At 68.0% G+C, this 18,650-nt stretch carries 17 protein-coding genes, 1 tRNA gene and 1 pseudogene; 8 read left to right on the top strand and 11 right to left on the bottom strand.

From position 1 onward, the window contains the following. Positions 1 to 102 precede the first annotated feature (102 nt). Positions 103 to 504 (top strand): pyridoxamine 5'-phosphate oxidase family protein, encoded by a 402-nt coding sequence (locus tag OG257_RS20635; RefSeq protein ID WP_329209506.1) that lies wholly within the window; start codon positions 103 to 105, stop codon positions 502 to 504. Positions 505 to 637: 133 nt separating this feature from the next. On the opposite strand, the gene OG257_RS20630 is transcribed toward OG257_RS20635, so the two are convergent. Both OG257_RS20630 and OG257_RS20625 read right to left on the bottom strand, forming a co-directional pair. After that, positions 638 to 958 carry a (2Fe-2S)-binding protein gene (locus tag OG257_RS20630; RefSeq protein WP_329209504.1) on the bottom strand — a complete coding sequence of 107 codons (321 nt, stop codon included), beginning with the start codon at positions 956 to 958 and terminating at the stop codon, positions 638 to 640. Beyond that, complete coding sequence (locus OG257_RS20625) at positions 955 to 1,215, bottom strand: 5'-nucleotidase (RefSeq protein WP_329209502.1); 261 nt, start codon at positions 1,213 to 1,215, stop codon at positions 955 to 957. Before OG257_RS20625 ends, OG257_RS20630 begins: the two co-directional genes overlap by 4 nt. Before the next feature lie 152 nt (positions 1,216 to 1,367). On the opposite strand from OG257_RS20625, the gene OG257_RS20620 reads away from it, so the two are divergent. Continuing rightward, complete coding sequence (locus tag OG257_RS20620) at positions 1,368 to 2,375, top strand: helix-turn-helix transcriptional regulator (protein ID WP_329209500.1); 1,008 nt, start codon at positions 1,368 to 1,370, stop codon at positions 2,373 to 2,375. Positions 2,376 to 2,460: 85 nt separating this feature from the next. Beyond that, positions 2,461 to 3,480, top strand: coding sequence for a helix-turn-helix transcriptional regulator (locus tag OG257_RS20615; protein ID WP_329215225.1), 1,020 nt, complete (start codon positions 2,461 to 2,463; stop codon positions 3,478 to 3,480). Positions 3,481 to 3,510: 30 nt separating this feature from the next. Here OG257_RS20615 and OG257_RS20610 read toward each other — a convergent pair whose 3' ends face one another. From OG257_RS20610 to dnaK, 4 genes are all read right to left on the bottom strand, one after another. Further along, positions 3,511 to 3,957 carry a heat shock protein transcriptional repressor HspR gene (locus OG257_RS20610; protein WP_014155378.1) on the bottom strand — a complete coding sequence of 149 codons (447 nt, stop codon included), beginning with the start codon at positions 3,955 to 3,957 and terminating at the stop codon, positions 3,511 to 3,513. 1 nt (position 3,958) lies between these two features. Further along, positions 3,959 to 5,149 carry a molecular chaperone DnaJ gene (dnaJ, locus tag OG257_RS20605; protein ID WP_329209498.1) on the bottom strand — a complete coding sequence of 397 codons (1,191 nt, stop codon included), beginning with the start codon at positions 5,147 to 5,149 and terminating at the stop codon, positions 3,959 to 3,961. Positions 5,150 to 5,242: 93 nt separating this feature from the next. Beyond that, positions 5,243 to 5,893, bottom strand: coding sequence for a nucleotide exchange factor GrpE (grpE, locus tag OG257_RS20600; protein WP_329209496.1), 651 nt, complete (start codon positions 5,891 to 5,893; stop codon positions 5,243 to 5,245). Then, on the bottom strand, positions 5,890 to 7,743 hold the full coding sequence (gene dnaK, locus OG257_RS20595) for a molecular chaperone DnaK (protein ID WP_329209494.1): 1,854 nt from the start codon (positions 7,741 to 7,743) through the stop codon (positions 5,890 to 5,892). The genes grpE and dnaK overlap by 4 nt, the downstream gene beginning before the upstream one ends. 288 nt (positions 7,744 to 8,031) lie before the next feature. Here dnaK and OG257_RS20590 point away from each other — a divergent pair, with 288 nt between their 5' ends. The 4 genes from OG257_RS20590 to OG257_RS20575 all read left to right on the top strand — a co-directional run bounded on the left by OG257_RS20590 (position 8,032) and on the right by OG257_RS20575 (position 13,377). Then, positions 8,032 to 8,706 carry a sugar transferase gene (locus tag OG257_RS20590; RefSeq protein ID WP_443054445.1) on the top strand — a complete coding sequence of 225 codons (675 nt, stop codon included), beginning with the start codon at positions 8,032 to 8,034 and terminating at the stop codon, positions 8,704 to 8,706. Between the two features lie 74 nt (positions 8,707 to 8,780). Further along, positions 8,781 to 11,048: a (Fe-S)-binding protein gene (locus OG257_RS20585; protein ID WP_329209492.1), complete on the top strand. Its 2,268-nt coding sequence runs from the start codon at positions 8,781 to 8,783 to the stop codon at positions 11,046 to 11,048. A 128-nt stretch (positions 11,049 to 11,176) separates the two neighbouring features. Beyond that, positions 11,177 to 12,328 carry an FG-GAP repeat domain-containing protein gene (locus OG257_RS20580; RefSeq protein WP_443054444.1) on the top strand — a complete coding sequence of 384 codons (1,152 nt, stop codon included), beginning with the start codon at positions 11,177 to 11,179 and terminating at the stop codon, positions 12,326 to 12,328. Positions 12,329 to 12,444: 116 nt separating this feature from the next. After that, complete coding sequence (locus tag OG257_RS20575) at positions 12,445 to 13,377, top strand: Yip1 family protein (RefSeq protein ID WP_329209490.1); 933 nt, start codon at positions 12,445 to 12,447, stop codon at positions 13,375 to 13,377. Positions 13,378 to 13,443: 66 nt separating this feature from the next. Here OG257_RS20575 and OG257_RS20570 read toward each other — a convergent pair whose 3' ends face one another. Both OG257_RS20570 and dcd read right to left on the bottom strand, forming a co-directional pair. Continuing rightward, the gene (locus OG257_RS20570; protein WP_329209488.1) at positions 13,444 to 13,944 is read right to left on the bottom strand and encodes a phosphoribosyltransferase; all 501 of its coding nucleotides are present in this window, start codon (positions 13,942 to 13,944) and stop codon (positions 13,444 to 13,446) included. Positions 13,945 to 13,950: 6 nt separating this feature from the next. Continuing rightward, the gene (gene dcd, locus OG257_RS20565) at positions 13,951 to 14,526 is read right to left on the bottom strand and encodes a dCTP deaminase (protein WP_329209486.1); all 576 of its coding nucleotides are present in this window, start codon (positions 14,524 to 14,526) and stop codon (positions 13,951 to 13,953) included. Positions 14,527 to 15,003: 477 nt separating this feature from the next. Here dcd and OG257_RS20560 point away from each other — a divergent pair. Next, positions 15,004 to 15,077 (top strand) — tRNA-Gly (locus OG257_RS20560). 51 nt (positions 15,078 to 15,128) lie between these two features. Here the strand turns inward: OG257_RS20560 and OG257_RS20555 are convergent. From OG257_RS20555 to OG257_RS20545, 3 genes and pseudogenes are all read right to left on the bottom strand, one after another. Further along, positions 15,129 to 15,709 (bottom strand): annotated as a pseudogene (locus OG257_RS20555) (tyrosine-type recombinase/integrase); the annotation flags it as partial. 212 nt (positions 15,710 to 15,921) lie between these two features. Then, positions 15,922 to 16,464, bottom strand: coding sequence for a potassium channel family protein (locus tag OG257_RS20550; protein ID WP_329209484.1), 543 nt, complete (start codon positions 16,462 to 16,464; stop codon positions 15,922 to 15,924). A gap of 210 nt (positions 16,465 to 16,674) precedes the next feature. Further along, complete coding sequence (locus OG257_RS20545) at positions 16,675 to 17,760, bottom strand: FUSC family protein (protein WP_329209482.1); 1,086 nt, start codon at positions 17,758 to 17,760, stop codon at positions 16,675 to 16,677. Between the last annotated feature and the right edge of the window lie 890 nt (positions 17,761 to 18,650).

Genomic DNA, 18,650 nt, shown 5'->3' with positions numbered 1-18,650 from the left:
CTTCACTGAAGCATGACTCGAACAACGGGTACAAAGTTGAGTCTATTCCACTCAAGCCTGACCGGGTGCGGGAGTCGGGACCGTTCTCTCTAGGCTGACCCCATGCCTGACGTTCGCAACCCCGGCCCCGAGTACCTCGCCTTCTGGCGGGAGCGCCATGTGTGCACCCTGACGACACTCCGCCCGAACGGCACCCCGCACGTGGTCCCGGTCGGCGTGACGTACGACCCGCAGACACGGCTGGCACGTGTCATCACCAGCGGGAAGAGCCGGAAGGTCGCCCACGTCCTGGCAGCCGGCCCCCAGGGCGCACGGGTCGCGGTCTGCCAGATGCAGGGACGCCGCTGGGCGACCCTGGAGGGCGTCGCGACAGTCCGCACGGAGGCCGTGCAGGTGGAGGACGCGGTACGCCGTTACGCGGAGCGGTACGAGCGCACTCCGGCGCCCAACCCCGAGAGGGTCGTCATCGAGATCGCCGTGGACCGGGCGCTCGGCAGAGGCTGAGAAAATCCGGGCCGAGAAACTCCGGGCTGAGAAAATCCACCCGGGCAGCACAACGGCGCCATCGTGTTCAGGTCACGATGGCGCCGTTGTGTGGGGGAAGCGCCTGAACGACATGGAACGACGGGGGAATCGTTCAGGCACTGCGGGGGGTGGCGGAGATGGCTTCTTGTTCGAACAGCTCGTGGTCCCGCTGATCGAGATTGACGAAAATCATGCCGTACCTCACGGCACAGCGAACCGGTTGCGGCGCCCCACGGGGCCGGCGGAGACAGCGATAGGCGCGGACGTCGTCGTCCGTTTCCATCACCACGACGATCGGCTCTCCGAACAGGGTGACCATCAACGAATCGCCACGGCCGGTGAGCGCCGTGAGCAGATCGATGAAGTGCCACCCGGACCGATAGGCCGTGGCCATCTCCCGCCGGAAGGTGCGGTCGTCCGGAGGGGTGGTCATGCGCCGATAAGGGCCGGAGCGGACCAGGCGATGTCACCCGGTGCGGAAGCAGCCGGAGCGCCCCAGGCGATGTCACCCGATGCGGACGCGGCCTGGACACCCCAGGCGATGTCACCCGATGCGGACGCGGCCGGAACGCCCCAGGCGATGTCACCCGGTGCAGGCGCGGCCTGGACACCCCAGGCGATGTCACCCGATGCTGCGACAGCCTCCCCGCCCCATGCGATGTCGCCCCCGCCCGCCAGTCCAATGCCCAAGGCTGCAACGAACGAGGCGGCAAGCGCCGAGCGAAGCATTCGCTTATACATAGTCGGCTTCGTCCTCACTTGTGGATTCTTCTCCCCCGCTCTTAAGACGATGTCTCACCCAGGCACTCGAACACCACCGAGTCGATGCATCATGTTCCTGCATGTTCAGGAACCTGGGGGGTGGAGATATGACTACAAGCTACACAAAGCCGACACATCCTCACGGGATCACCGAACTGTGCGAAGAGGGAGGGCGGCTTTACGCCAGCGCATTGCGCTCCGGGCGCATCGCCCGCGCCGAGGTGGCAGCCGCTCCGTGCCTGATCGACTTCGCCCTACTGCATCCCGATCCCGACGACGCGGACTGGCTCCGGCCCGTGCCCCCGTCCGCAGCGCTGGCCAAACACCTGCACCCGCTCGAACGCGAGATCCTGGAACGCCGCCGGCGCTCCGTCCTGCTCACGGAGTCCTTCGAGCCCTACATGGACATCAGCGCCCAGGACCCGCCGACCACCCACGCCATCACCGTCCTTGAAGGCGCCAACCGGATCAACGCGGCACTGGACCTCGCCACGGCCGAATGCCGGACCGAGGTCCTGACCGTCCAGCCGGGGGGCGGCCGGAGCGAGGACCGCCTCATCGAGGCCCTGGAGCGGGGCCTGTCCGTCGTGGACCGCGGTGTACGCATCCGCACGCTCTACCAGCACACCGTGCGGCACAGCCCCGCCACACTGGCGTACGCCGAACGCATCGCGGACGAGAACGTGGAGATCCGCACGCTCGAAGAACTCATCGAGCGCCTGATCATCTTCGACCGCACGGTCGCGTTCATCCCCGCCACGGACGACCGTCAAGTCGCCCTGGAACTCCGGCACACGGGACTGGTCGAGTACCTCGCCAAGGTCTTCGAACAGCTCTGGACCCGAGCCGCTCCTCTGCTGGAGGAGGTCAAGTACAACCCGACGACGCTCGGCATCAGTGGAGTTCAGCATGCGATAGCCCAACTCCTCGTCGAGGGACACGTCGACGACTCGATTGCGCGCCGTCTCGGCATGAATGTCCGCACCTGCCGCGCACATGTGGCCAAACTGAACGCCGCGCTCGGCAGCAACAGTCGCGCCCAACTCGGTTATCTGATAGCGCAGTCAGGGATCCTGGATCAGGAGTGACCCGCTCCCGGCACACCACCATTCCCCCGGAGCCGGGCTTCCGCCACCGTCATCTTGTTGCAGTGCAGAAGAATGAGGGCCCCAAATCGACGTGGAAAAGGCAAAACCGACCCATTCTCATGGGAATCGAGAGCTGTGCGACCCGGCGATACGCCTGTACAAGGAAGCGCTGCGCGCGGGACGCCTCCCCCGCTCCGACCTGGACTCCGCTCCGTGCCTGCTGGAGATGGTCCTCGTCCAGCCCGACCCGGGCGACGACGCGTGGCTCCGTCCGGTCCCGCCGTCCGCCGCCCTGGCCCACCTGCTGCAGCCGATCACCAGGGAGATAGACGAGCGGATTCGGCTGACCTCCGCACTGTCGGGGGCGCTGGCGCCGCTGATGGCCGTCGCCGATGAGGACCCCAACCACGCGATCACCGTGCTCGAAGGGCGGTCGCTGATCATCTCCGTGCTCCGGGAGGCCTCCACCCATGCCAAGGAGGAGGTCCTGACGGCGCAGCCAGGGGGCAACAGGCTCACGCACAACATGCGGCAGGGTCTGGAGAACGCCCGCTCCGCGATCGCCTCGGGGGCCCGTCTGAAGCACATCTACCAGCACCCCGCACGCTACAGCCCGGGGCTCAAGGACTACGTGGCGGAGATACCGCCCGACCGCCTCCAGGTACGGACCGTCGAGCAGACCGTCGAACGGCTCATCATCTTCGACCGCGCCGTGGCCTACATCCCTGCCACTCCCACACGGGAGACCGCACTGGAAATCCGCCATCCCGCGCTCGTCACCTATCTCACCCAGGTCTACGAGGTCCTCTGGGCGCAGGCCACCCCCCTCACCCAGCAGCTGCCCGCGACCGTCCCCGGCGCCCCGGTCACCGCCGTCCAGCAGAGCGTCGCCCGGCTGCTGGCCGAGGGTCACGTCGACGACGTGGTCGCCCGCAAGCTGGGCATCAGCGTCCGCACCTGCCGCTCCCACATCTCCAAGCTCATGCAGACGCTCGACGCCCGCAGCCGGACCCACCTGGGAGCGCTCATCGTCCGGTCCGGCATCGCCGAGGCCGGCACCGGGACAGCACAGAGGCCCGCCCCCGGGGTCATGAACGGGTCATGACGCCCCTGGGGCGGGCCTCCGCAGCCGGTCTCAGTCCTTCGGCCTCTTGGGCCGCCAGACGACCAGTGCGCTGGTCTGCTGCACGTCCTGGTACGGCACCAGGTCGCGCCGGTAGGAGGCGTGCACCTGGGCCTCGCGCTGCTGCATGGCCACGGCCGCGCCGTCCACCGCCGCCGAGAGCTCGGCGACGCGCTGCTGGAGCGCGGCGACCTGGTTCTCCAGCTCGATGATGCGCTTGATGCCCGCCAGGTTGATGCCCTCGTCCTGCGACAGCTGCTGCACCGTGCGCAGCAGCTCGATGTCGCGGGCCGAGTAGCGCCTGCCGCGTCCGGCCGTACGGTCCGGCGAGACCAGGCCGAGGCGGTCGTACTGGCGCAGCGTCTGCGGATGCAGGCCCGAGAGCTGGGCCGCGATCGAGATCACGTACACCGGTGATTCATCGGTCAGCTGGTACGGATTGCGTCGACGGCCGTCCATCTCAAGCTCCCTTCGCAGCCTGGAACAGCTCCGCCCGCGGGTCCTCCCCCGCGGTCGCCTTCCGGTAGGCCTCCAGCGCTTCCTGAGCCTCTGCGCCGAGGTCCTTGGGCACGGACACCTCCACGGTGACCAGGAGGTCGCCACGGGTGCCGTCCTTGCGCACGGCTCCCTTGCCGCGGGCCCGCATCGTACGCCCGTTGGGGGTGCCGGCCGGGAGTTTCAGGGTGACCGGAGGTCCGCCGAGCGTGGGGACCTTCACCTCGCCGCCGAGTGCCGCCTCCGCGAAGGTGACGGGCACGGTGACGGTGAGGTTGTCGCCCTTGCGGCCGAAGACCGGATGGGCGTCGACATGGACGACGACGTAGAGGTCGCCGGCCGGGCCGCCGCGCTCGCCCGGGCTGCCCTTGCCGCGCAGCCGGATCCGCTGGCCGTCCAGCACGCCCGCCGGGATCCGCACCTGCATGGTGCGGGCCGACTTCGCCCGGCCGCTGCCCTTGCAGACCTCACAGGGGTCCTGGGCGATGAGGCCCCGGCCCTTGCAGTCCACACAGGGGTCGGTGAGCGAGAACCCGCCGCCGCTGCCGCGTGACACCTGACCGGTGCCGACGCAGGTCGGACAGACCCTGGGGGTGCCGTTCCTGTCGCCCGTGCCCGAACACGCCTTGCAGGGCGCCTGGCTGGACATCCGCAGCGGGACCGTGGCCCCGTCGACGGCCTCGGTGAAGCTGAGCGTCACCTCGGACTCGATGTCCTGGCCCCGGCGCGGCTGGACACGGGTGCCCGCACCGCCCCGGTTGAACAGTCCGCCGAAGACGTCGCCCAGGCCGCCGCCGCCACCGCCGAACCCGCCGGCACCGCCGCCCTGGCCCGCACCCGGGGCACCCCCGAAGAGGTCGCCCAGGTCGAAGTTGAAGTTGCCGCCCGCGCCGCCGGGACCCGCCCGGAAGCCTCCGTTGCCGAAGAGGGCGCGCGCCTCGTCGTACTCCTTGCGCTTCTTGGGGTCACCGAGGACGTCGTTCGCCTCGGAGATCTCCTTGAAGCGCTCCTCCGCCTTGGCGTCGCCCTTGTTGGCGTCCGGGTGGAACTCGCGGGCGAGCTTCCGGTACGCCTTCTTGACCTCGGCATCGGTGGCGTCCTTGGGGACGCCGAGGACCTTGTAGTAGTCCTTCTCGACGAAGTCCTTCGTGCTCATCGACGTCCCTCCTTCCGGACGATCGGCCGTGCGGCCGGCCCTGTGGCCGGCCGCACGCCCCGTCGGTGTTCACCGCAGTGGTCGGACTGGACGTCAGACCTCTTCGGTGCCACCGCTCTCCTCGTCGTCTGCCTTCTCTTCCTTCGCCGCCGCGGGCGTCGCACCCGGCTGCGGCTCGGCCACGGCCACCCGCGCGGGGCGGATGGTGCGCTCCCCGATGCGGTACCCCGGCTGCAGGATCGCCACGCAGGTCGTCTCGGTGACGTCCGGCGCATACGAGTGCATCAGGGCCTCGTGGATCGTCGGGTCGAAGGGCTCGCCCTCCTTGCCGAACTGGTGCAGGCCCAGCTTCGCGACGACCGTCTCCAGCGATTCGGCCACCGACTTGAAGCCGCCGACCAGCTCGCCGTGCTCCCGTGCGCGGCCGACGTCGTCCAGCACGGGCAGGAGCTCGGACAGAAGGCCCGCGACTGCGACCTCCTTGACCTGCACCCTGTCCCGCTCGACCCGCCGGCGGTAGTTCTGGTACTCGGCCTGGAGCCGCTGGAGGTCGGCCGTGCGCTCACTGAGCGCGGTACGGACCTGGTCCAGCTGCGCCGTGAGGGCCGCTGTCTGCTGTACGTCCCCGGCCGGGGCCGCCGCCTCCTCCGAGGAGGGGGCGGCGGCCTTCGGCTCGACGTCGTCGGAGTTGGCGCCGGAGGGGACGTCGGGCTTCTCGTCGAAGCCCGGAGTCTCCTCGGTCACGCCGCACCGCCCTTGTTGTCCTTCTCGTCGTCCACGATCTCGGCGTCGACGACATCGTCGTCGGCCTTGGCGCTGTCGTCACCCGGGGTGTCGGCGCCGGGCGTCGCACCTTCGGCCTGGGCGTTGGCGTACATCGCCTGGCCCAGCTTCTGGGAGACGGCCGCGACCTTCTCGGTGGCGGTACGGATCTCGGCGGTGTCCTCGCCCTTGAGCTTCTCCTTCAGCTCGGTGAGCGCGGTCTCCACCTCCGTCTTCACGTCACCGGGGACCTTGTCCTCGTTGTCCTTGAGGAACTTCTCCGTCTGGTAGACGAGCTGCTCGCCCTGGTTGCGCGACTCGGCGGCCTCGCGGCGACGGTGGTCCTCGTCCGCGTACTGCTCGGCCTCTTCGCGCATCCGGTTGACCTCGTCCTTCGGCAGCGAGGAGCCACCGGTGACGGTCATCTTCTGCTCCTTGCCGGTGCCGAGGTCCTTGGCAGCGACGTGCATGATGCCGTTCGCGTCGATGTCGAACGCGACCTCGATCTGCGGGACGCCACGCGGGGCCGGCGGCAGGCCGGTCAGCTCGAACATTCCGAGCTTCTTGTTGTACGCCGCGATCTCGCGCTCACCCTGGTAGACCTGGATCTGCACGGACGGCTGGTTGTCCTCGGCCGTCGTGAAGATCTCGGAACGCTTGGTCGGGATCGTGGTGTTGCGCTCGATGAGCTTGGTCATGATCCCTCCCTTGGTCTCGATACCGAGGGACAGCGGGGTCACGTCGAGGAGCAGGACGTCCTTGACCTCACCCTTGAGGACACCGGCCTGGAGCGAGGCGCCGATGGCGACGACCTCGTCCGGGTTCACACCCTTGTTGGCGTCCTGACCGCCCGTGAGCTCCTTGACGAGCTCGGCGACGGCCGGCATACGGGTCGAGCCACCGACGAGAACGACGTGGTCGATCTCGGAGAGCTGGATGCCCGCGTCCTTGATGACGTTCTGGAACGGGTTCTTGCAGCGGTCCAGGAGGTCCGCGGTGAGCTGCTGGAACTGCGAGCGCGTGAGCTTCTCGTCCAGGTGCAGCGGGCCCTCGGCCGAAGCGGTGATGTAGGGCAGGTTGATCGTGGTCTCGGTCGAGGACGAGAGCTCGATCTTCGCCTTCTCCGCGGCCTCGCGGAGACGCTGGAGAGCCATCTTGTCCTTGGACAGGTCCACGCCGTGCCCGTTGGCGAACTGCTTCACCAGGTAGTCGACGACACGCTGGTCCCAGTCGTCACCACCGAGGTGGTTGTCACCGTTGGTGGCCTTCACCTCGACGACGCCGTCACCGATCTCCAGGAGCGACACGTCGAAGGTGCCGCCACCGAGGTCGAAGACGAGGATCGTCTGGTCGTCCTTGTCGAGCCCGTACGCCAGCGCGGCGGCCGTCGGCTCGTTGACGATGCGCAGGACGTTCAGGCCCGCGATCTCGCCGGCCTCCTTCGTCGCCTGGCGCTCGGAGTCGTTGAAGTACGCCGGGACGGTGATGACAGCGTCGGCCACCTTCTCGCCCAGGTACGCCTCGGCGTCACGCTTGAGCTTCTGCAGGATGAAGGCGCTCATCTGCTGCGGGTTGAAGCCCTTGCCGTCGATCTCGATCTTCCAGTCAGTGCCCATGTGGCGCTTGACCGAACGGATCGTCCTGTCGACGTTCGTGACTGCCTGGCGCTTGGCGACCTCGCCGACGAGCACCTCGCCGTTCTTCGCGAAGGCGACGACGGACGGCGTGGTCCTGGCGCCTTCGGCGTTGGTGATGACGGTGGGCTCGCCGCCTTCGAGAACGCTGACGACGGAGTTAGTCGTGCCCAGGTCGATGCCGACCGCACGTGCCATTTCGATTCCTCCAACTGACTACTTGAGTGGATCTGACTCAAGGATGCATGACACCCGCCCCCGAGTCAAAGGACCTGAGTCACCTGGACTCAACTAAGGTGCTCAGACCCATCACCACCTGGGCTTTTTATCTGATGCACACAGGAACGCGAACCTGCCGCCGAGCGCGACACCCGGCACTCCCGTCACGCCGAGCACCTCCGCCCCACCATCGCATCGTGGGATCGTTCTGTCACAAAATGCAGCGAGACGGTCATAACGGCACGTCACGGATTCCGGGCAGGTGCGATGCAGAACGCGAAGCAGACTGCGGTACGAAGAAGGACGGCGCACCCCGCCACAGCCGCGGTGGCACGGGCGGCGGCCCGCGCCGCCCGGTTCACGGCGGCGCGGCTGGCAGCCATGACCGCCAAGCGGAGCCTGGACCTGGCGCTCGGCTCGGTCCTACTGGCCCTGGCCTCCCCCGCCCTCGTCCTCGGCGCCCTCACCCTCGCGCTCAGGCCGGGCCGCCGCCCCGGAGGCGTACTGAGGCGCGACATCCGGACCGGCCTCGGCGGCCGGCCCTTCGAGCTGCGCTCCCTGCGCACCCGAAGGCTCCGTCTCGACCTGCTGTCCCGGCTGCCCCACGTCGTACGCGGGGAGCTCTCCCTGGTCGGCCCGGCACCCCTCGCACCCGGCGACCCGGCGGCCGAGGGACCGGGGGGCCGCAACTGGCGGCAGGAGCTGCGGCCGGGCCTGACCGGCCTGGCACAGGTGCGCGCCCGCTCCGGAATGCCCTGGGACGAACCCGCCCTCCTGGACGCGTACTACGCCGAGCATCATGGGACAGGACTCGACCTGGCGATCCTGGCTCAATCCGCACGCATCCAGCTGCGCACGGCACTCCACGGGCTCGCCCGGCGGAGGAAGGCTCACCTGAGCGACACAAATCACCGCCTGCCCCGCTACAGCACTGCGGAATAAGTGGATAGTGTCAGCACAGAATCATTAAGTTACCGCTTAGTATCCTACCCTCGCAGGCCCGAGGAGCCCCCAAAATGCAACTCGCCGCGATCATCGTGTCGCTGGTCATCACGGTGGTGGCCGTCGCACTCTTCGGCCGCGCCATCGCGCAGATCTACCGCTATGTGCGACTCGGTCAGCCCGTGCCCGCGGGCACCCGCACGGGTGATCCCACACAGCGCACCATCACGCTGGTCAAGGAGTTCCTCGGCCACACCCGCATGAACCGCTGGGGCATCGTCGGCTTCGCGCACTGGTTCGTGGCGGTGGGGTTCTTCTCGCTGCTGCTCACGATCGTCAACGCCTTCGGCCAGCTCTTCCAGGCCGACTGGCTGATCCCGTTCATCGGCGACTGGCTGCCGTACGAGATCTTCACCGAGTTCCTCGGTCTGATGACGGTCCTCGGCATCGTGACCCTGATCGTGATCCGGCAGCTGAGCAGGCCGGGCAACGCGGGCCGCAAGTCCCGCTTCGCGGGCTCGAAGACCGGCCAGGCGTACTTCGTCGAAGCCGTCATCCTCATCGTCGGCCTCTGCATCATGACGCTGCGCGGCCTGGAGGGTGCCCAGCACCACGTGACCAGCTGGGAGCCCGGCTTCTTCGCCTCGTACCCGCTGGTCGCCGCCTTCGACGGGCTGAGCATCGGCACGCTCCAATACATCACCTACGGCGTCGCGGCGCTCAAGATCGTCACGTCCTTCACCTGGATGATCACGGTCTCGCTCAACACCAACATGGGTGTCGCCTGGCACCGCTTCCTCGGCTTCCCGAACATCTGGTTCAAGCGGAACGCCGACGGCGCGGTCGCGCTCGGCGCCCTCCTGCCGATGACCTCGGGCGGCAAGGAGATCGACTTCGAGGACCCGGGCGAGGACGACGTCTTCGGTGCCTCCCAGGTCGAGCAGTTCTCCTGGAAGGGCATCCTCGACTTCTCCACGTGCACCGAGTGCGGTCGCTGCCAGTCGCAGTGCCCCGCCTGGAACACGGGCAAGCCGCTCTCCCCGAAGCTCCTGATCATGTCCCTGCGCGACCACGCGCACGCCAAGGCCCCGTACCTGCTGGCCGGCGGCGGCAAGGACATGGAGGGCAACGAGAAGGCCACCGAGGAGCAGCTCAAGGACGTTCCCGCGGCCGCCCTCGCGGAGGCCGAGCGCCCCCTCATCGGCACCGCCGAGGAGAACGGCGTCATCGACCCGGACGTGCTCTGGTCCTGCACCACCTGCGGTGCGTGCGTGGAGCAGTGCCCGGTCGACATCGAGCACATCGACCACATCGTCGACATGCGCCGCTACCAGGTGATGATCGAGTCCGCGTTCCCGTCCGAGGCGGGCACGATGCTCAAGAACCTGGAGAAGAAGGGCAACCCCTGGGGGCTCGCCAAGAAGCAGCGCGTCGAGTGGACCAAGGAGGTCGACTTCGAGGTCCCGATCGTCGGCAAGGACGTCGAGGACCTCACCGAGGTCGACTACCTCTACTGGGTCGGCTGCGCCGGAGCCCTGGAGGACCGGGCGAAGAAGACCACGAAGGCCTTCGCGGAGCTCCTCCACATCGCGGGCGTCAAGTTCGCGATCATGGGCGGCGACGAGAAGTGCACCGGTGACTCGGCCCGCCGCCTCGGCAACGAGCCGCTGTTCCAGCAGCTCGGCCAGGAGAACGTCGCGATGCTGAACATGGCGTTCGGCGAGGACGACGAGGACGACTCGACGAAGAAGGCAAAGGCGACGAAGAAGATCGTCGCGACCTGCCCGCACTGCTTCAACACCATCGCGAACGAGTACCCGCAGCTCGGCGGCGAGTACGAGGTCATCCACCACACGCAGCTGCTCCAGCACCTGGTGGACGAGGGCAAGCTGATCCCGGTGACGCCGGTCGAGGGTCTGATCACGTACCACGACCCCTGCTACCTGGGCCGTCACAACAAGATCTACACGCCCCCGCGCGAGATCATCGCGAAGGTCCCGGGCCTGCGGAACGAGGAGATGCACCGCCACAAGGAGCGCGGCTTCTGCTGCGGCGCCGGTGGTGCCCGGATGTGGATGGAGGAGCGGATCGGCAAGCGCATCAACAACGAGCGCGTCGACGAAGCCCTCTCCCTCAACCCGGACATCGTCTCCACGGCCTGCCCGTTCTGCCTCGTCATGCTGACCGACTCGGTCAACGGCAAGAAGAACGACGGCCAGGCGAAGGAGTCGATCCAGGTGGTCGACGTCTCGCAGCTCCTCCTGGAGTCGGTGAAGACCCCTGCGGACCCGGCGGACGACACGGAGCCGGCGGACCAGCCGGAACCCGAGCCGGTGAAGTAACACACGCTGTCGCGCGGCGGAAGCGGCCGGACCTGCCTCGGGGGCAGGACCGGCCGCTTCCGCCGTTTCATGCATCATGTGGGTCGCACAGAACCCACAGAGACGTACGAGACGGATGAGGTGCCCCCGTGCGGATACGGATCGCAACGGCGAAGGCCGCGACGGCAGCACCGCTCGCGGCGGCCTGCGTCGGCATGCTCCTGCTGACGGCCTGCACGGGCCCCTCCGCGGCGCACGCACCCTCCTCGGCGTCCGCCGCCCCGACGGGCAAGAACGGCGACACCCCGCCCGAAGCCCTCGCCGGCCGGGCGGACACCCCGCGGCTGCCCGTCCCGCGCGGCAGCGGCAGCCGTACCGCCGACGACTTCAACGGGGACGGCCACCGGGACCTCGTCATCGACGACCTGGTGAAGGCACCCGAGGACAGCCACGGCGACGACGCCGGCATCGGCATCGTCTACGGCTCAGCCGGCCGCGCCCTCGAACCGGGCACCCGCCAGCTGCTGAGCGCCCGGACCCACGCGGCGAAGTTCGGCGACACCCTCCCCGCGGCGTTCGACGCGCAGACGGCGTGCGACCTCGACGAGGACGGCTTCACCGACCTGATCGTGGCCACCGATCCCCCGTACGACGGCATCGGCCGCCCTCCCGTGCCGCTGCAGGTCCTCTTCGGCTCGCCCGGAGGCCTGACCGGCAGGGCCGTCACCCTCCGCATCCCGGACACGGCCAGATACGGCAACGAGTGGCCCGACCACCCCGTGTGCGGCGACTTCGACGGGGACGAGCACACCGACCTCGTCGTGACGGCGGGCGAGGGCCGGGTCAGCAACCTCCGCGGCCCCTTCACCCGCGCCGGTGCGCCGCGCGGCGCCGAGTCCCTCCCCGGCGGCGGACCGTACCTCTTCGCCCCCGTCCCGAAGGCCGACACGAACGGCGACGGCTACGACGACCTCGTCCACGCCGCCAAGCCCCACGCACCCGGCGAGGCGGCCAGGGGCACCCTGCTGCTAGGCACCCCGAACGGCCCGACCCGCCCCGGCGGCACGTACCGCTTCGAGGCCCCGCCGATCGGCATCCCGGCGGCGCCGGTCCGCGGCTCCGGTTCGGCCGCGCCCGCGGAGACGGCGCTGCTCGGCTACGCGGACTTCGACGGCGACAAGAAGCGGGACACCGTGGTCCGTACGCACCGGGGCGAGGAGACGGACCTGATCGCCCTGTACCCGGCCACCACTCCCGGCCGCCCCGGGATCAGCTTCTCCACGGCACTGTTCCTGCGCTGAGCCCCTGCGGCAGGCCCCCCAGGGTTCCCCTAGGGGATGTCACAGGTAGGCCGCAATGGCACCCGTGTTCCCCTGGGCAACGCACCACGCCCGTACGGACCAGGTACGTTCGATGCGTGGCTGGATTCAGGATCGGACGCGGCCGGGACAACCGCACACCGCAGCAACACCCGCAGCAGCAACAGCCGTACGGCACGCAGGCACCACCGCAGCCGTACGGCCGGCAGTCGTGGCCTCCGGCAGGCGGCAACGGCGCACCGTACGGCGGCCCTCAGGGCGCCCCGTACAACGGCGGGCACGGCGGCAACGGACACGGGCAGGGGGGCGGACACGTGCAGGGTGGCGGACACGGCGAACCGGAGTACTTCGGCGACCCGTACCACCAGCCACCCCAGCAGGACCCGTACGCCAACGCCCCGGGCCACACACAGGCCTTCAGCATCAACGAGGACCCGTACGACGACGGGGACACGTACCACGCCGGCCAGGCACCCGCCCAGCCCGCAGGCCCGCGCCTGCACTGGAAGCAGCTGCTGAGCGGTGTCGTGATGCGTCCGGGCCCGACGTTCTGGCAGATGCGCGACTACCCGGTCTGGGGCACCGCGCTCGTCGTCACGTTCGTGTACGGCCTGCTCGCGCTCTTCGGCTTCGACCAGGCCCGCGACGAGGCGATCCACGCGGAGGTCTCCACGGCCGTCCCGTACGTCGTGATCACGGGCATCGGCTTCGTCATCGGCGGCCTGGTCCTCGGCGCGGTCACCCACACCCTGGCCCGCCAGCTCGGCGGCACGGGCTCCTGGCAGCCGACCGTGGGCCTGTCCATGCTGATCATGTCGATCACGGACGCCCCCCGCCTCGTCTTCGCCCTGTTCCTCGGCGGTGAGAACTCCCTGGTGCAGATCGTCGGCTGGCTGACCTGGCTGGCAGCCGGAGCGCTGTTCACCTCCATGGTGAGCAAGTCGCACGACCTGCCGTGGCCGAAGGCGCTGGGAGCCTCCGCGATCCAGTTGATCGCCCTGCTGTCGATCATCAAGCTCGGCACGATCTGACCCGGACACCACGCGGAAGGGCCCCGGTGCTCAGCACCGGGGCCCTTCCCACGTCCGCCCGCGGGTCTACGAGTCGAGGACCTGCCCCGTGCGGCGCACGACGGGCTTCTCGACACTCCACGGGAAGTTGATCCACTGATCGGTCTTCTTCCACACGTACTCGCATTTCACGAGCGACTGCGGCTTCTCGTAGATGACCGCGCTGCGCACCTCGGCCACGTGGTCGATACAGAAGTCGCGCACCAGCTTCAGCGTCTTGCCCGTGTCCGCGACATCGTCGGCGATGAGGACTTTCTTCCGCGTGAAATCAATGGCGTTCGGCACGGGCGCCAGCATGACGGGCATTTCCAGGGTCGTCCCGACCCCGGTGTAGAACTCCACGTTCACCAGGTGGATGTTCTTGCAGTCCAGCGCGTACGCCAGACCACCCGCGACAAAGACCCCGCCGCGCGCGATGCTCAGCACGACATCCGGCTCGTACCCGTCGTCGGCCACCGCCTGCGCCAGTTCACGCACGGCGAGCCCGAAAGCCTCGTACGTCAGATTCTCCCGCGCCTCATCAGCCATGCCGCATCACACCTGGGTCCGATGGAAATTCATGTACGAACGCGAGGCCGTCGGCCCCCGCTGCCCCTGGTAGCGCGACCCGTACCGCTCGGAACCGTAGGGGAACTCGGACGGCGAGGTCAGCCGGAACATGCACAGCTGCCCGATCTTCATCCCCGGCCAGAGCTTTATCGGCAGCGTCGCCAGATTCGAGAGCTCCAGGGTCACGTGCCCCGAAAACCCGGGGTCGATGAAGCCGGCCGTCGAATGCGTCACCAGCCCGAGGCGCCCCAGGGAGCTCTTTCCCTCCAGCCGCGACGCGAGATCGTCGGGGAGCGAGATGACCTCGTACGTCGACGCCAGTACGAATTCGCCCGGGTGAAGGATGAACGCCTCGTCACCCTCCGGCTCGACCGTACGCGTCAGGTCCACCTGCTCGACCGCTGGATCGATATGCGGATAGCGGTGGTTCTCGAACACCCGGAAGTAGCGGTCAAGCCGCACATCGATGCTCGAGGGCTGCACCATCGAAGCGTCGAACGGATCAATGCGAACCCGCCCTGCATCGATCTCGGCCCGGAGGTCCTTATCTGAGAGAAGCACGCACCGAGGATACGCAGAACGCGCGGGCCCGCCCCAACCGGACCGCCCCGCGCGCCTGCTCCACGACTCCCCGCCGCCGCTACCGCTCCCCGAGCACCACGGGAACGGCCTGCCTCAACCGGGCACAGCGCGGGCAGCGGATGAGCCGCCCGGGACCGATCCGGTCGGACCCGAGCTGCTGCATCGGGAACGACGAGGTAGCAAAAACGTGCCCTTCGGCACAGCGGACGACGGTGCGCTCCATCGACTCCATCAAGTCCCTTCCCCAACCAAGCCTTGGACGAGACCGCCACATTAGGGGATGAACAGGACGCCACTCCAGGCGGCACTCCGCCCACCCACGCTACGCCCCCAACTCCCGCCCCCCACAACCGCGTCCCGTCGCCGAAACGCCGGATGGACCCCGCGGCGAAGACGCCGGGGGCCTGCGATGAGGTAGAGTGTGCGGCGATGCACTGCCGATCATCGGCGCGCTTCGCGGGTGTAGTTTAATGGTAGAACATGAGCTTCCCAAGCTCAGAGCGCGAGTTCGATTCTCGTCACCCGCTCCATGAAAAAGCCCCAGGCCAGCGGCCGGGGGCTTCTTTGTTGTCCGGACCGGTTCAAGCGTCCCGTGCCATATCCGTGCCAGATGCCTGGTCATCAGCGGCTTCGCGCCGAGCCCGTACGAGCTGGTCGAGGCCGGCCGCAACCTCCCGCTGCCGCTCGAGGTCCGAGTGCTGATAGATGAGCGCGGCCCGCTCGGTCGACTGCCCCGCGCGCACCATCGTGTCCTTCAACGTGGCCCCGGACCGGGTCGTCAGGGTGTGCCCGGTGTGACGAAGGTCGTAGAAGCGGAAGCCGTCGGGAAGACCCACCTTCGAGCGAGCCGCGCGCCACTTCCGCCCGAACGTGGAGCGGCGGAACGGCTTGCCCTTCTCCCCCACGAACAGCAGTCCGTCCGGGCCCTTCTCCGCGTACCAGTCGAGATGCCGACGAAGGTCGGTCCGCAGAAAGGCCGGCAGAACGACGAGCCGCTTGCCCGCTTCCGACTTGGTGGGCCCTTCCGCCCGCCTGCCCGTGGTCAGCTCCGGGGCCGCCTGCCTGACGCGGACGGTGAGGTTGTCCAGGTCGACGTCCTTGCGCGCAGCTCGGCTTGCTCCTCGGGACGAAGGGGTCCGTACGCGCCGAGGTAGAAGATCATGGCCCCAACGTCGTGCTTTAACGGGCAGGTCCACAGACTGCCCGACTCGCCGCAAGCTTAAGGGGCCATGATCACTCGACCCCAAGCAGCTCCAGCCCAAAGCCGCTCCGCCGACCTCGCGGGAAGCGGCGACCCGGGGAACACCGGTGCCGGTATCCGAACCGACTCATCAGGTTCGGCCTCCAAAGGAACGATCAGACAGCTTCAGGCTCCTACTCTGAACCCTTCTCATTGGCGGCCGCTGCCTGGGACTGCCGGCGCAAGCCCTCCCGTACCGCACCCGTCAGCACCTTGGCCGCCACGCCGATCAGAAGGAGATCGAGCGCCATCTGCCCCATGGTCAACACCCGTGCCAGTTGGCTGTGTGGTGAGATATCTCCGAAGCCAACCGTGCTGAATACGGTCAGCGTGAAGTACAGGGCGTCGGTCCGCGACAGCGATCCGCCAAAACTCTCTGGTTCGCTGCGCTGCAGCAGGTAGTAGGCGGCAGCGTAAAGCAGCAGGAAAAGCGGGAGGCTGGTAGCCAGTGACTCGACCGCCCGCAGCGTGGGCCGCTCAGAGCGTTTGATCACGCCGACGTGCCAGAACAGCAGCATTGCCACCGCTGCCATGCCGCCGATGAGCGCGATGACGGTAGCAGGGGTGGAGGCCGATGCCAGCGGCAGCAGGTAGTAGGCGGTGAGGAGGACGCCGGTTGTCGTCAGGGATCGTGCGACGGCTAGCAGCGTGTGCAGGCGGTCGCTCCTACTCCCCATGGTGTCCCTTCGCATAGCCCGGAACCGGTGCCTACAGCTGTCCTGAGCTGTCTTGCAGTACCTACTTACCAGGGACTCACTCTCCTGGGCGATCGGCATCTCGTGCAGCAGGACACGAGGGCAGTCACCGGCCTGGCGGTACTTTGCGTGGCGTTTTAGCGACGACCTTTGAAAGATCTCCGTCGGCGGCTGAGTTGGAGCGGAGCACGATCAGGCTGATTGTGCTGGCGCTTTGGCGGTGTGCTTGGCGAGCATGCCTGCAAGAAGCATGCCGAGCAGAGCGATCCCCACGCCGGACAACGTCCACAGCACCCGGTAGCCCTCGGAGGCATAGTCGGAGGGCTGCGGAAGGTCCACCAGGATGAGCACGCCCATGGTGATGGCCGCTGAGTAGAGGGCGTAGTTCAAGGTGTGAGCCGCAACCGCGTGCATCAACACGACGAGTGCGACCACTTCGAGTCCGTGCTCGACCGCGAAGAGCTTGGGTCCGTGTTCATTGGCGGGCAACAGCAGGAGCAGCCCAGCCGCGCCGGCGCCGATCAGCGTGCCGACAAGGCGCTGCGCGGCGACGAGCGTGGTCTGCTCCAGGCTCGGCTTCATCGCGATGATGGCCGCGATCGGCATCCAAAAGCCGTGCGACAGGTCCAGGCCGAACGCAAGCGCGACGGTGCCAGCCATGACCAGAGCGCGGATCACCGCGAAAATGATCAGCGGCCGGGTCAGCTTTCGCCGGGAGGTGTCACCAGGGATCTCCGCGACCATCGGGGGGTGGTCCTTGCGCCCGCGGATAAGCCAGCCAGCGAACGTCATTACGATCCACAGCGCGGCCCCCCCGGCCCAGGCGAGCACCTGGGCCCAAGTGTAGGTGGTGATGCGGGCGGAATGATGAAGGCTGAACGCTTGCCCGAGGGCGGCGATGAACCAAATGTTGAGAAACAGGGCGGCAACGAACCTGCGCACCCCGAACGCGACCGACAGGCCTGCCACCAGCGTGACCGCGAAGGCCGCCAGCACCAGCCAGCCCCAGGCCTCTCCCCCGATGCCGAACCCCAGCGCGGTCACTCCTGCGCCGGTCACCGCAAAGACGGCGATGTGCGAGGCGCGGTAGCCATAGCTGCCTCCCGGGTCATTCAGCCACGTAAACACCAGGCCGAACAACGCGCTGACAAGATACTGCTCATGCCCAATCGCCCAGAAGACGATCAGCGGCACCAGTGCGATGTCCAGGAACAGCACCCCCCGCGGCCAGTTGAGTCCCGCGGGGTTGAGCTCGAACACCTTCGACAGCCAGCTCATAACCTTGCCCCTGTGAACGGGCTGCACTTCTCGTCCACTCGCACTGGTCATGGCTCGTCCTCGTTCTCGCTAGACGCCAGGTGTGCCGCTCCGGTCCCGCATTCTCCGATCTCGCCAGAATCACCTCGAAGCGACCCACAGGCCCGGATCAAAGACGCCGCGTCCACCAGTCGTACGGCCCAGCACAGCCACCGCGCTGCGAGAATTTCCCCGCCGGGCCGTGGAACGCCGACGCGCTGTAAAACCGTCCGCTGAGCGCGGTCGGTTAGCCAAGGACGCGTCGTACAGACCGGGGCGACGCCTGGATGCATACAGTGCGAGGCCGACCAACGCTCACAGACAGCACCTATCGGTGATCGCCCTTACCCTGCTCTGGCCTTGTCCCCGCCCAGGTTGCTTCGGGACGAAGAAGTCTGCGTGCCAGACTCGTGCCAGAAAGGCTGGCGAACATCGGTCAGCAACGGTCAACCAGATACTCGTCATGGCCCCGCAGAGGGCGCCATCGTCGCAGTTCGACACTCGACCGCCCGTACTCTGCCCGGTGATTCCCAAGCTCAGAGCGCGAGTTCGATTCTCGTCACCCGCTCCATGCAAAAGCCCCAGGCCAGCGGCCGGGGGCTTCTTTGTTGTCTGGACCAGTTCAAGGCCCTTGCACCAGATCCGCACCAGAAGGCCCTGGATCAGCCTTCTTACGGGCGGACCGCACGAGGTCATTAAGGCCACTCGCGACTTCCTGCTGTCGCTCAAGGCTCCTCGCTCCGCTCGTCGCGCGCTCCCCGGCTCACCGCCGGGGCCCTGCGCTCCTGTCTCCGCCCCGCTCTGGGCCCCGGCTACGCCGGTCGCGCAACTAGAGCGAGAGAACCTGACCGAGGGGAACCGTCGGGCATGAG

The sequence above is a fragment of the Streptomyces sp. NBC_00683 genome (genome assembly GCF_036226745.1).
Taxonomy (GTDB): Bacteria; Actinomycetota; Actinomycetes; order Streptomycetales; family Streptomycetaceae; genus Streptomyces.
The sequence above is the reverse complement of the archived record's forward strand: the minus strand, read 5'-3'. Positions and strand labels throughout refer to the sequence as shown.